This window comes from Chryseobacterium sp. MP_3.2 (genome assembly GCF_035984805.1).
GTDB lineage: Bacteria > Bacteroidota > Bacteroidia > Flavobacteriales > Weeksellaceae > Kaistella.
Genome location: NZ_JAXCHW010000001.1, coordinates 186,539 through 199,341, shown reverse-complemented (window position 1 = coordinate 199,341; position 12,803 = coordinate 186,539). Strand labels below are relative to the sequence as shown.

Genomic DNA, 12,803 nt, shown 5'->3' with positions numbered 1-12,803 from the left:
TGTATTTAACAATTAAAATTAAACTTTATGAAAAATTTATTCAAAATCTGCCTTGCTTCCGTAGTGATGTTTTCCAATTCGTCTTGCGAAAATGATGACCGATTAGATATGGATATGATGACCGAAACGCAAGTTGCTGGTCCAGATTTGATGGTTTACGGATTAACGGGCACCAATGAATTGGTGGCTTTCAATGCAAAAACCCCCAATACTTTTATGTCTAAAAAACCAGTGACTGGTTTAGGAAGCGGAGAAAAATTAATGAGTATTGATTTTCGTCCTGCAACTGGAGAATTATACGCAGTAACGAATGCGAGTAAATTTTATGTTATCAATACCACCCATGCAACTGCACGTGCTATTGGAACTGCATTTACACCAGCAATTTCTGGAGCTATTGCTTCTATAGACTTTAACCCGACCGTTGATCGAATCAGATTGGTAACTAATACAGGACAAAATATTCGTTTAAATCCTGAGAATGGTCTTGTGGCTGCAACCGATGGAAGCATCGCAACGACCTCTGCCATCAATGGAGTTGCTTACACCAACAGCAAATCAGGAGCGTCAACTACCACTCTTTTTGATATCGATGTTACGAACAATAAATTATTCAAACAAGATCCACCCAATAATGGAACTTTGGTAGAAGTTGGTAATTTAGGAATTACAATTACAGGTCAGGCAGCATTTGATATTAGTTTTGATGATCAATCTGCGCTATTAGCGGCAAGGTCAGGAACCGCAAACAATTTATATCTTGTAGATTTAATGAATGGTAAGGCTACCAAAATTAATGCCTTGGCAGAAAAAATCATAGACTTGGCAATTCCTACAGAAGCTGTAGCATACGCAATTAATGATGCGAACGCTTTGCAAATATTTAATCCAAACAACCCAGCGGTCGTAACGAAAGCCATTACAGGATTACAGGCTGGAGAAAATATTTTAGGTATTGATTTTAGACCTTTGAATGGACAATTGTATGCGCTCGGAAGCAGCAGCAGAATTTATACTTTAAATCTTGGTAATGGTGCTGCAACAGTTGTTGGAACGCAATTACCGACCCTTTTAATAGGAACAGATTTCGGCTTTGATTTTAATCCAACCGTTGATAGGATCCGAGTGGTGAGTAATACTGGTCAAAATCTTCGTTTAAACCCTATTGATGGAACTATTTCCGCAACAGACGGAAGTATTAATCCCGGAACACCAACTTTAAGTGGCGCTGCTTATTCTGATAGTTTCGCGGGAACTACCACCACTTCACTTTTTGTGGTCGATCATGATACTGATAAATTATATTTGCAAAGTCCACCGAATAACGGAAATTTAGTGGAGAGAGGAGCATTAGGAATCAATATTACCAATGCGAATGGTTTTGATATTGGAAGTACGAGTAACAGAGCGTATTTATTGGCAACAGTTGGAATGCAAACCAAAATTTACACGGTAAATACTACGACTGGAGCTGCAACAGCGGTTTCGAATTATCCGAATATGGCAAAAGGTTTTTCTTTAGGATTAGGATTCTAAGGTATTCAAAATGTCAATTATGAAAAAGCCGTCTCGAAATGAGGCGGCTTTTTTTATGTATTGAGTTTGTTCGCTGAGAATTTTCAGACGGACTTTTTATTTTGAATGATTTATTTTTTTGCTAACCAGTTTTGAAGTTCGGCAATCTCTGTGTTTTGTGCCCGAATGATATCTTCACTAAGCTTTAGAAGTTGGGGATTTTTTCCAAATTTTAAATAAGCTTTAGCCATTTCTACTGCGCTTTGGTGATGAGGAATCATTTGCGCCGCATAATCTTTGTCAGAGTCATTGTAAATCTTAATTTCTTTGTTCATCATGGCAGCCATGGACTGATTTAAAGCTTGTTGGAAATCTTGAGAATCTGCGGATTTTTCAGTTTCATTTTGAAATTTTTCCATCAAATTAATTTCTTGCGTTTGGGCATCAATCACTTTCTGAGCAAAAGTTTGCAGTTCTGGATCTTTTCCTTTATTCAGGAGTAATTCTGACATTTCTACCGCACCATTGTGGTGTTCAATCATCATGTTTGAAAAATCAGTGTCATTATTTCCACTTGTTTTGGGAGCGTGCATTTTATCCGCTATCTTATCCATTAAAGCAACCATTTCATTTTTGTTTTCGGATGTTTGATGGCTATCATTCACAGTTTTTGCGTTTTCGGAAATCGACTTTTCGCAAGAGAGTAGGAATAATGCTACTGCCGGAATTAGAAATAATTTTTTCATTGTTTAGGATTTGTAAGGGTTAAGCAAAAAGAGTGCTAAATCATTTTACAACTGGATTCAGGAAATTTATTATGCGAAATGTAAATTTTTAAGGAAGGAAAAAACCGGTTTTACTTTTAATTAAAAAACTCTAATATTAATCTGGAAGATGTAGTATTATTTTAGAATTGCACTTTCATCTTGAATGATAAAAAATCCTGTGATGGTATAAAATAAGCTGATGGATAAACTGCCACCATAGAAATAAATTTTATAAAATGCAGAAGTAGAACTCGCGACCATAAGTGACAGTAAAAACAAAGTGGGCAAATAGATGAGAACCGCCAGAAAATAATAAGCCATCCAGTTACTTCTTACCGTAAAGATTCTGACAAAAAATCCTAAAAAATTAGTTGCAGCAAGTAGTGGAAAAATATAAAAAAAGATATAAAATTCATTTTCGTGCATTCCTATTAGTATAAACCAAATGAGGCAGGCAAAAATAAATATGATCTGCAAAATTAATTCTGTTTTTAAAATTTTACGTTTCATCACTATAAATTTAAAAATTGAGATTTGTCTCGGTCTTTATTTTTGAATAGTATCATCATGACGAGGTTAAAGAGGAGCGTTTTCATTTGTATTTAATTTTACGAGTGATTTTTGAGAAGAATTTTTGCGGCCTTTCATAAAAAGCAATAGATTGAGTAGCATTATAATTCCCAAATAAATGGAGAAACCACCAATTTTTTCACTAACGCCAACAATTAAATTTTCCTGGGTGGTAATTTGGTAGAATTCAATAATTTTGAGAGCAAAACCAATGTTTAAAAGATAAAATCCAATTTTAAAAAGTGAGTTGGTAGCCATGGCAATTTCTTCTTTTTGATGAAAAATATCCCTCATAAATATTTTTGCATTTTTAAAAAGCAGTTCAGATACAACAATGGTCAATGTGATTACTACTGGTAAATAAATTGCGTAGGCGGAAAGGTTGTACGTTGCATTCATGATAAAATTATTTAAAGGTTGATATTATTTGATTTCTTAAAAAGTAGAGCATTGCAATATTCACATAATGAAGAAGAGAAATGATGATTAAAATGAGGGCAATTTTTGTAGAAACAACCTCCACCAATTGGTAGTAAGTATCTGTTTTTCCCCAATTTGAAATGGAAATAGCGATATAACCAACATTGAAGAGATAATAACCTAGGAGCAAAAGTTTGTTGACGGAGTTGCATATTTCATCATCTTTAAGAACATCCAGCAAATAAACTTTTCCAATCTTAAAACATTTCCATCCAACGAAAACGATTACTGGAATCGTGAAGGAGAAATAAAGGAAGTAGGATAAAATATTATACATTTTGTAATTTTTATACTTTCAGTAATTAATGAAACTATTTTGGAAATAAAAAAGGAATTTCTCCCCTTCTTACTATTTTAAAAGATTCGTAATCTTCCCAACGAGCCAATGCTCATCACTCTTGATTGCCAAGTCCATAATGTTATTAATTTTATTGGTTACATTTCCAAAATCATCCATAAGTTTAATAAAATCCTTAGCTTCTTCCGTATCGTTGTCTTCTATCTCTTTCAATTCGGACAAAAATGTAATAATCGGTTCGATTTCTCTTTTTCTCCTTTCTTTGGTAATCTGCTTGAAAAGAAACCAGACATCTTTATCGGCCAGAAAGTATTCTTTCCGCTCCCCTTTCACCAATTCTTTCTTTACGATTCCCCAATCCATCAAGGCGCGAAGATTTGTATTGGCATTTCCTCTAGAAATCTTTAATTGCTCCATCACTTCATCGGTCGAAAGCGCTTTCCCACTTGCCAACAGTAGAGCGTGAACTTGTGCCATGGTACGGTTGATGCCCCAATTGGTTGCAAATGTTCCCCAGGTTTGGATGTATTTTTCTTTGGCTTCGTCGAGTTTCATTGTGGTTATTTATAATTCTATATCAAAGATAACAGAAATTATTGAACTTTCAATACTTACTGAAAGTTTATTGTGAAATTTTCATTTCATTTGTTTTTAAAGGTTAGTGCATACACGTCCGAAATTAAGTTTTGGATAAAGCCAATTCCGCTATTAAAAAAAAGAAAGCGGGCTTAATCCCGTTCCTATTGATGTTTTTTTAAAAAAATCGATTATGATTTACTTAAAATTTTTGTTTTAAATCTTCGGAAATTTCTGCGGATTTGACTCTGTAAACATACCATAAACTTTTTCTACCATATCGTCAACGCTTGGTTTGCTGAAATAATCTCCATCACTTCCGTATGGTGGTCTGTGATTTTCTGCCGCGATGGTCAATGGATCTGAATCTAAATATCTAAATGCTTTCTGTTTTTCTAAAATTTGCTGAAGAATAAATGCCGTGGCGCCACCTTCTACATCTTCATCAATAATAACGAGTCGATTTGTTTTTTGAATACTTTTGGAAATATCGTGGCTTAAATCAAATGGAATTAAAGATTGAATATCTATTACTTCTGAAGAAATACCCACTTTTTCTAATTCTTGTGCAGCTTCCATCACCAATCTCCATGTGGAACCGTAGGTCACTAAGGTCACGTCTGCACCTTCTTTGGTTACTTCCACTTGACCAACAGGAACCGTAAATTCACCAATATTATCTGGTTGCTTTTCTTTAAGTCTGTAGCCATTAAGACATTCTATAATTAGCGCGGGCTCATCTGCCTGCAACATGGTATTATAAAATCCGGCGGCTTTGGTTAAATCTCGCGGAACCAATACTAAAATTCCTTTCGATAGGTTAAGAATCCCTGCCATGGGTGAACCAGAATGCCAAATTCCTTCTAATCTGTGGCCTCGAGTTCGGATGATTAAGGGCGCTTTTTGTCCTCCTCTTGTACGATACTGAACCGTCGCCAAATCATCGCTCATTCCCTGTAAACAATATAAAATATAATCTAAATATTGAATTTCCGCAATCGGTCTCAAACCACGCATTGCCATTCCGATTCCCTGACCAAGAATTGTAGCTTCCCGAATACCTGTATCTGCAATTCTTAAATCGCCATATTTTTCTTGAAGACCTTCTAAACCTTGATTTACATCACCAATATTTCCAGCATCCTCCCCAAAAATTAAAGTCTCGGGATATTTTTCAAATATTTTATCGAAATTGTTTCGCACCACAACTCTACCATCCACAATTTCTGAGGAATCTGAATAAATGGGTGGAACATCTTTAACGTTGGTCGCTTTCCATTCTGACTGGGAATATAAATGAGAGGAATAATTCTCTTTTTCAAAGGCAAAGAATTCTTCAAACTTTGCCTGAAGATTTTGTCGCGCTATACTTTGACTTGCTCTCGTAACAAACAAAGACCTTCTTATTAGATGAAAAATATCTTTTTTCGCCACAGAAACAACTTTTCCATAGTGCTCTAATTCTGTTGCAACATCTTTGTTATCAGAATTTAAGGCTTCAATTAAAGGTAAAATGCTTTCCTTTAAATCTTTAAGTGTTTGCTGATAATTTTCCCAAGCTTTTTTCTGACCTTCTTTTACAAACTTTTTCGCTTCCGCCTCTATAATTTCTAATTCTTCTAAAGTTGCTAACTGCTGTTCTGATTCTTCAATTTCTATTGAATAGTTTAAAATCCATTCTCTAAATTTTAAAAGCCCATCATATTCACCTTCCCATTTCAGGCGTTCTTCATTTTTGTACCGTTCATGTGAACCAGATGTTGAGTGACCTTGCGGTTGAGTAACTTCAATAACATGAACAACAACGGGAACACTTTCTGTTCGGGCAAAATGTTCTGCTTTTGCGTAGGCATCCAAAAGTGCAGGATAATCCCAAGCTTTAACTTGAATAATTTCGCAACCTTGGTTTTCTCCTTCATTTCTTTGGAAACCAGATAACATTTCAGCGATATCTGCTTTCGCACGTTGGTTCTGGGTAGGAACAGATATTCCATAACCATCATCCCAAATAGAAGTGATCATAGGAACTTGGAGCGCGCATGCAGCATTTAAGGTTTCCCAAAAATGACCTTCTGCGGTGGAAGCATCTCCAATGGTGCCAAAAGCAACCTCATTCCCATTATGAGAAAATTTTTCTGAACCCTCAAACTTCACGCTTTTATATACCTTTGAGGCTAAAGCTAATCCTAGTAAACGCGGCATTTGACCCGCAGTTGGGGAAATATCAGAAGAAATGTTTTTTTGATTCATTAAATCTTTCCAACTTCCATCTTCGTTTAAACTTCGTGTAGCATAGTGACCATTCATTTGTCTTCCGGCTGAAGCTGGTTCACGTTCAATATTGGTATCAGCATAAAGCTGTGCAAAAAAACTAGATACTGTAACCGCATCTATTGCCAAAGCAAAAGTTTGATCTCTATAATAACCAGAGCGGAAATCGCCATTTTTGAAAACTTTGGCCATCGCTAATTGCGGTAATTCTTTTCCATCACCGAAAATGCCGAATTTCGCCTTGCCGGTTAGAACTTCTCTTCGTCCTAAATAGGACATTTCGCGGGAAATTCTACCAAGTCGATAATCTTCTAAAATATTATTTTTAAAGTCTTGAAATGAAATTTCTTGAGCTTGAATATAGGTGTCTTGCATAACAAAAGGGGTATTTTACAAAGATACGAATTTAAGAAAAATTAGGAAAGCATACTTTGCTCGGAATTAACGTACTGGTATAAAAAAGTTCTTTCGCGAACAAATCGCGAAAGAACCAACACAAATGATGAAAAAAAAATATTTAGTTTAGGGGGTTACTTTTTTGGTGGGGGAACAATTTCGCCATCAACAAGTGATGAAGTATTAGTTGCTCCAGTATTTACGGGGTCAGCATTTTTTAATATATTGTCAGATGAATTTTGAACTCTTTGTAGTGTCATAATTTCTTCTGGAGATAATACGTCTTCAGTTTGTCTGCAAGATTGTATTGTAAGGGTAGTAAAAACTACGGCGGCGATAAGTGCTAACTTTTTCATTCGTTTTATTTTTACAAATGTATTGTAGGTAGCGCTTACAAAGCAAAAAAAAAGACCGTTACTTTATAAAAAATTACACGATTATTGTAAAATATTGGTCGTTTTTTAAAAAAAATTACACTAATATTGTAAAAATGTAACTTAAATACTATTTAATTAACTAGTAATCATATTATTAAGGTCCTATGCTGTTGAAATATCTTTACGCGTTTTTATTTCTCTTTTTCCTCCAAATTTCTTCCATAATTAATGCTCAAAATGTAATTAATTCAAATTTAAGTTATGTAGAGATTGAAAAAAGGATAGACGATTACAATAATAATCCAGAAAAAATGTGGGAATTGATTCATTTCTACATTAAAAAATCCAAAAAAGAAAAAAATAACGAGGCATTATTTTATGCTTTTCGATATGCAAGTATAAGTAGTAAGTTTCCAGATAATATTAAATACGCAGACAGTGCACTTATTACAGGAAATAAATCCTCCGATAAAAAGATCCTTTTAGATGCTTATCTTAATAGAGGTAATATTAATATGACAGAGGAATATTATCAAAAAGCGCTTGATGATATTTTGGTGGCTAATAAACTATCGCAAGAATTTGGGAATGACTATATTTTAAATAAAACCATCTATTATATTGCTCAGAATAAAATTTATCTCGGTCAGTATGAAGATGCGAATAAAGAACTTTTAATTTGTCTGAAATTTTTTAAAGATAATTTAGAAAACAAAACTTCTTTAGGGAAAAATTACCAGGTTTATTATATATATTCATTGATGAGTCTTATTGATTCCAATACCAAATTGGGGAAATTCAAAGAAAATAAAGAATTACTAAAGGAAGCTTTCACCTATTTGGAAAAAAATAAGCTTGATCAATATGTCCCCTATTTCATTTCTTCTGAAGGAACCAATGCATACTATTCCAAAGATTACGCAACTGCAATATCAAAATTTTCCGAAGCCATTAAACTATACAACGACCAGTGGCATCACAATACAGAAGTCTACTATTTGGGCCTTTCATACTGGTATACTGGAAAAAGAAATTTAGCAGTAAAGTATTTAGAAGAGATTGATAAGCATTACAACAAGACTAAAAAACTTGATCCTCAGTTTCGGGCTGCTTATGAAATTCTTATTAAATATTACAATTCTAAAGGGGACACCAAAAAGCAGTTAGAGTATATTAATAAATTGATGTTTCTAGATAGATCCTACGAGAAAAATTACAAGTATCTCTATCAACGTATTGTAAAAGAATACGATACCAAAAAATTAATATCAGAAAAGAATAGGATTGAAGGAACAGTTAAGACGCAACAAGTTGTCTTTGTTTCGCTCATTTCCATCTTATTAATCGGCTTTTCCTTTTTCAGCCTTCGTATCCAGCGAGAAAAACAAAATTATAAAAAGCGATTCGAAGAAATTTTGGCGCAACAAAATACTAGTGCCGTTAAATTGGTCAATACGCAAGAACAAACCAATGATTATGAGGAAAATCAAATAACTGATTATGAATTTTTTAATAAAATCCCTGGTCTAAATCCGATTTTTGTGGAGAATATATTGCGCCAACTAGAAATTTTTGAAAATGAGAATAAATTTCTGGATACCCAGATTTCACAAAAAATGCTGAGTGAAGATTTAGGAACCAATTCTACCTATTTTTCAAAAATAATCAACACTTACAAAGGAAAAAATTTCACACTTTACATTAATGATCTTCGGTTGGAATTTATCATTGACCGGTTAAAAAATGATGTGAAATATTTGAATATGGATGTAAAAGAATTGGCCTGCAAAGCAGGATTCAGTAGCGCGGAAAATTTTTCTGATAATTTCCGACGAAAATTTGATTTAAAACCTTCTGTATTTATAAAGATGATGAAAGATAAACTCTAGCGTAGAATTTTACCTTTCTACAAATTATTAAAGTTTACGGCGAGTATATAGATAATATTAGCAGGCAAAAAAAAATCGAAATCTTTTTTAAAAAAGACTTCGATCATTGTAAAATGTAAAATTTAAAATTTAAAATTTAAAATAATAAAATTAATTTTTATGGTTACTAAAAGTTAATTCTGTTTCTTGTAGATAAGCGTCTATAATTGAAAAAGCTTTCTGTTCATCCTGCAAATTTACCATCAGTTTTATTATACTTGCAGTGGGTGTCGTTGTAAATGACATGTATTTGTCATTTAAAAATGTTTGAATGTTCTGTGTTTCTAATTTTGATCTTAGTAATTGAATTTCAGTGTTTTTTTCGCTTTCAAATACAGATACTCTCGTTTCTCTTGCCATAATCATTATTCTTTTCAGACTGTAAAGTAGTAAAATTAAACTATATACACAAATCTAGGTATCAATATGTTAATCACAATAGCACTGGATTACTTAGTTATAAGATATACAAAGCCACGTAAAGTCTAAAAAAATTTGACAATTTTAAAATGTTATAATTTAGAAATATTGCTGGCAATTTTATCCAGAGCAATTTGAATTTCCTCTTTGGTCACATTCAAATGCGGTCTGAAACGGATGGATTGCTCGCCACATGATAAAATTATCAGACCATCATCGTAAAGTATTTCTCTTAAATGGTCTCTTTGTGCACCACTTGGCAAATCAATAGCAGCCATTAAACCGCGACCTCTTGCATTAGAAATTGTTGCGGGGAATTCATCTGCTAATTTTTGTAAACCTTCTACCAAATACTCTCCTACTATCCTTGCATTTTCTACCAAATTTTCTTGCTCAATCACTTCCATAATTAATTGAAAACGAAGGATATCTATAAAGTTTCCACCGAATGTAGAATTTATTCTGGAGCTTTCTCGGAATACATTTTGGGGAATCTCGTCAAATTTTTCCTTATTGGCTAAAACGCCACAAACTTGTGCTTTTTTTCCGAAGGAAATAATATCTGGTCTTGCAGTGAAATGTTCAAAGGCCCACATTTTTCCAGTCAGTCCCATTCCAGTTTGCACTTCATCAAAAATGAGTAAAACCTCGTGCTCATCGCAAATTTTTCGCAGACCTGTAAAAAACTCATCTCGGAAATGATTATCGCCACCTTCAGCCTGAATGGGTTCAATGATAATACAAGCCACCTCATTTGGATTAGAAATAATTGCTTCGGTAATATTTAGAAGCGCAAGATTTTCATGCTTGATGGTTTCTGCTAAATTTTCATCAGTAATTGGGAAATGTAAATACGGATTAACAATTCTTGGCCAATCAAACTTTGGGAAATATTGGTATTTTCTTGGATCTGAAGTATTGGTCAAACTTAAGGTATATCCGCTTCTTCCATGAAATGCCTGTTTGAAATGAATACATATTCCAGCTTCTAGATTAAGACCTTTTTCAAAGTTCTTACGCGTTTTCCAGTCGAAACAAGCTTTCATTGCATTTTCAACTCCCATGGTTCCGCCTTCTATAAAAAAGCAATATTGTAATTCCTTTGGAATTGCTACTCTTTCAAAAACCTTCATGAAATCTGCAAATTCTTGGGAATACACATCAGCCAAAGTAGGTTTATTCACCGCCATTCTTCCAAGCCATTCAGACCTTTCCATTAAATAAGGATGATTATATCCAATGGAGGCAGAGCCAAACATAGAGAACATATCCAAGAATTTTTTTCCCGTCACCCGATCATGGATCCAGGAGCCTTGAGATTTATCAAAATCCATTACGAAATCAAAACCATCAGCAAGCATGTGTCTGCCGAGCGTTTGTTTCACTTCATTGGTTGGGATTGGATGTGATGCAATTGCGTCATTCATATTTCTTTTATTTTTCAAACGTTATCGATAATTTCTTATCACCAAATTTTATTTTAGTTCTATTCTAAAGTGTGACCTAAGTGGAGCTCTTTTCTATATTTCTTAAATCTTAAGAAAAACAGGATGGGGAGCAGAGATTGCTGCCCAATTTTTTATTAATTTACAAATCGAATTTAATTCCCTGTGCTAAAGGCAAACTGTCTGTATAATTGATGGTATTGGTTTGTCTTCTCATGTAATATTTCCAAACATCAGAGCCGGATTCTCTACCACCGCCAGTTTCTTTCTCACCGCCAAAAGCGCCACCTATTTCTGCACCCGAAGTCCCAATGTTCACATTGGCGATTCCACAATCTGATCCATTCTGAGATAAAAATAATTCTGCTTGTCGCATATCAGTCGTCATAATCGCGGAACTTAAACCTTGGGGTACATCATTCTGCATTGCGATTGCTTCTTCTAAAGTTTTGTACTTCATAATATAAAGAATCGGTGCAAAAGTTTCATGCTGCACAATTTCGAAAGAATTTTCAACTTCCGCGATGCATGGTTTTACATAACATCCCGATTCATAATTTTCACCTTCCAAGACGCCACCTTCTACCACGAAGTTTCCACCTTCTTTTTTACATTTTTCAATGGAATCCAAATATTGTTGAACGGCTTGTTTATCGATTAAAGGTCCTACGTGATTATTTTCATCTAAAGGATTTCCTATTTTTATTTGTTCATATGCTTTTACCAAACGGTTTTTCACTTCTTCAAAAATAGATTCGTGAATTATTAAACGTCTTGTAGAAGTACATCTTTGTCCTGCAGTTCCTACTGCTCCAAACACAGCTCCGATAATCGACATATTTAAATCTGCGTTTTCTGTAAAAATAATGGCATTATTTCCACCTAATTCCAGAATAGATTTCCCAAATCTTTTCGCCACGTTTGTCCCCACTAACCTACCTACTTTGGTAGAACCAGTGAAAGAAATTAGGGATACATTTTTATCATTCACCAACAAATCTCCAATTTTATGATCTCCTACAATCATGGTCGAAATTCCTTCTGGTAAATTGTTTTCTGCCAAAACCTCGTTGATTATATTCTGACAAGCGATGGCACAAAGCGGCGCTTTTTCTGAAGGTTTCCAAATGGTGACATTTCCGCAAACCCATGCTAATGCGGTATTCCAAGCCCAAACAGCAACCGGAAAATTGAAAGCTGAAATAATTCCTACAATTCCGAGCGGATGATATTGTTCGTACATTCTATGCCCAGGTCTTTCGGAATGCATCGTGTAACCGTGAAGTTGACGTGATAAACCGACAGCAAAATCGCAGATATCTATCATTTCCTGAACTTCTCCTAAACCTTCTTGAAGTGATTTTCCCATTTCGTAGGAAACCAATTTGCCTAAATCATCCTTATTTTCACGTAATTTAAGTCCGAATTGACGAACCAATTCACCGCGTTTTGGGGCTGGAATTTGGCGAAATTCCTTAAATGCATTTCTTGCAGTTTCAATTATTTTAGCATAATCATCTGCATTTGCACTCGTCACTTTACCAATTAATTCACCATCTGTTGGGGAGTAGCTTTCTACCAAATCACCATTGGCAAAATATTTTCCACCGGAGGAAACGCCTTTATTATTTGCTGAAATTCCTAAATTAGAAAGGGATTTTTCTATTCCAAAATCCTGAGTTGTATGGGACATATTTTTATTTTGAATTGAGCTTAAAGGTAGTAAAATTGCTCAGGTATGAAAAATTTTAAGCCTTAAA

At 34.3% G+C, this 12,803-nt stretch carries 12 protein-coding genes; 2 read left to right on the top strand and 10 right to left on the bottom strand.

Annotation, left to right across the window (positions count from 1 at the left end):
* Positions 1 to 27 precede the first annotated feature (27 nt).
* Positions 28 to 1,536, top strand: a complete 1,509-nt coding sequence (locus RCH13_RS00940; protein ID WP_326985330.1) for a DUF4394 domain-containing protein — start codon at positions 28 to 30, stop codon at positions 1,534 to 1,536.
* A gap of 110 nt (positions 1,537 to 1,646) precedes the next feature.
* Here RCH13_RS00940 and RCH13_RS00935 read toward each other — a convergent pair whose 3' ends face one another.
* From RCH13_RS00935 to RCH13_RS00905, 7 genes are all read right to left on the bottom strand, one after another.
* Entirely contained in the window at positions 1,647 to 2,261 is a 615-nt protein-coding gene (locus RCH13_RS00935) for a DUF305 domain-containing protein (RefSeq protein ID WP_326985329.1), read from the bottom strand.
* 156 nt (positions 2,262 to 2,417) lie between these two features.
* Positions 2,418 to 2,792 (bottom strand): hypothetical protein, encoded by a 375-nt coding sequence (locus RCH13_RS00930; protein WP_326985328.1) that lies wholly within the window; start codon positions 2,790 to 2,792, stop codon positions 2,418 to 2,420.
* Between the two features lie 66 nt (positions 2,793 to 2,858).
* Positions 2,859 to 3,251 (bottom strand): hypothetical protein, encoded by a 393-nt coding sequence (locus RCH13_RS00925; RefSeq protein WP_326985327.1) that lies wholly within the window; start codon positions 3,249 to 3,251, stop codon positions 2,859 to 2,861.
* Between the two features lie 7 nt (positions 3,252 to 3,258).
* A complete protein-coding gene (locus RCH13_RS00920) occupies positions 3,259 to 3,609 on the bottom strand; it encodes a hypothetical protein (RefSeq protein ID WP_326985326.1) in 351 nt (116 codons plus the stop codon).
* 72 nt (positions 3,610 to 3,681) lie between these two features.
* Complete coding sequence (locus tag RCH13_RS00915; RefSeq protein ID WP_326985325.1) at positions 3,682 to 4,185, bottom strand: GbsR/MarR family transcriptional regulator; 504 nt, start codon at positions 4,183 to 4,185, stop codon at positions 3,682 to 3,684.
* 237 nt (positions 4,186 to 4,422) lie between these two features.
* A complete protein-coding gene (locus RCH13_RS00910) occupies positions 4,423 to 6,852 on the bottom strand; it encodes an alpha-ketoacid dehydrogenase subunit alpha/beta (RefSeq protein WP_326985324.1) in 2,430 nt (809 codons plus the stop codon).
* A gap of 155 nt (positions 6,853 to 7,007) precedes the next feature.
* Positions 7,008 to 7,229, bottom strand: a complete 222-nt coding sequence (locus tag RCH13_RS00905; RefSeq protein ID WP_326985323.1) for a hypothetical protein — start codon at positions 7,227 to 7,229, stop codon at positions 7,008 to 7,010.
* Positions 7,230 to 7,414: 185 nt separating this feature from the next.
* On the opposite strand from RCH13_RS00905, the gene RCH13_RS00900 reads away from it, so the two are divergent.
* Positions 7,415 to 9,139: an AraC family transcriptional regulator gene (locus tag RCH13_RS00900; RefSeq protein WP_326985322.1), complete on the top strand. Its 1,725-nt coding sequence runs from the start codon at positions 7,415 to 7,417 to the stop codon at positions 9,137 to 9,139.
* 150 nt (positions 9,140 to 9,289) lie between these two features.
* Here the strand turns inward: RCH13_RS00900 and RCH13_RS00895 are convergent, their stop codons facing one another.
* The 3 genes from RCH13_RS00895 to amaB all read right to left on the bottom strand — a co-directional run bounded on the left by RCH13_RS00895 (position 9,290) and on the right by amaB (position 12,736).
* The gene (locus tag RCH13_RS00895; RefSeq protein ID WP_326985321.1) at positions 9,290 to 9,538 is read right to left on the bottom strand and encodes a DUF2007 domain-containing protein; all 249 of its coding nucleotides are present in this window, start codon (positions 9,536 to 9,538) and stop codon (positions 9,290 to 9,292) included.
* A gap of 152 nt (positions 9,539 to 9,690) precedes the next feature.
* Entirely contained in the window at positions 9,691 to 11,025 is a 1,335-nt protein-coding gene (gene lat / locus RCH13_RS00890; RefSeq protein WP_326985320.1) for an L-lysine 6-transaminase, read from the bottom strand.
* A 160-nt stretch (positions 11,026 to 11,185) separates the two neighbouring features.
* Positions 11,186 to 12,736: an L-piperidine-6-carboxylate dehydrogenase gene (amaB, locus tag RCH13_RS00885; protein ID WP_326985319.1), complete on the bottom strand. Its 1,551-nt coding sequence runs from the start codon at positions 12,734 to 12,736 to the stop codon at positions 11,186 to 11,188.
* Positions 12,737 to 12,803 lie beyond the last annotated feature (67 nt).

Excerpts from the sequence above, each read along its gene's own strand:
- RCH13_RS00900 (WP_326985322.1), top strand. The coding sequence starts at position 7,415 with ATGCTGTTGAAATATCTTTACGCGTTTTTATTTCTCTTTTTCCTCCAA.
- amaB (WP_326985319.1), bottom strand. The coding sequence starts at position 12,736 with ATGTCCCATACAACTCAGGATTTTGGAATAGAAAAATCCCTTTCTAAT.
- RCH13_RS00905 (WP_326985323.1), bottom strand. The coding sequence starts at position 7,229 with ATGAAAAAGTTAGCACTTATCGCCGCCGTAGTTTTTACTACCCTTACA.
- RCH13_RS00910 (WP_326985324.1), bottom strand. The coding sequence starts at position 6,852 with ATGCAAGACACCTATATTCAAGCTCAAGAAATTTCATTTCAAGACTTT.
- RCH13_RS00940 (WP_326985330.1), top strand. The coding sequence starts at position 28 with ATGAAAAATTTATTCAAAATCTGCCTTGCTTCCGTAGTGATGTTTTCC.
- RCH13_RS00895 (WP_326985321.1), bottom strand. The coding sequence starts at position 9,538 with ATGGCAAGAGAAACGAGAGTATCTGTATTTGAAAGCGAAAAAAACACT.
- RCH13_RS00925 (WP_326985327.1), bottom strand. The coding sequence starts at position 3,251 with ATGAATGCAACGTACAACCTTTCCGCCTACGCAATTTATTTACCAGTA.
- RCH13_RS00930 (WP_326985328.1), bottom strand. The coding sequence starts at position 2,792 with ATGAAACGTAAAATTTTAAAAACAGAATTAATTTTGCAGATCATATTT.
- RCH13_RS00920 (WP_326985326.1), bottom strand. The coding sequence starts at position 3,609 with ATGTATAATATTTTATCCTACTTCCTTTATTTCTCCTTCACGATTCCA.
- RCH13_RS00915 (WP_326985325.1), bottom strand. The coding sequence starts at position 4,185 with ATGAAACTCGACGAAGCCAAAGAAAAATACATCCAAACCTGGGGAACA.
- lat (WP_326985320.1), bottom strand. The coding sequence starts at position 11,025 with ATGAATGACGCAATTGCATCACATCCAATCCCAACCAATGAAGTGAAA.
- RCH13_RS00935 (WP_326985329.1), bottom strand. The coding sequence starts at position 2,261 with ATGAAAAAATTATTTCTAATTCCGGCAGTAGCATTATTCCTACTCTCT.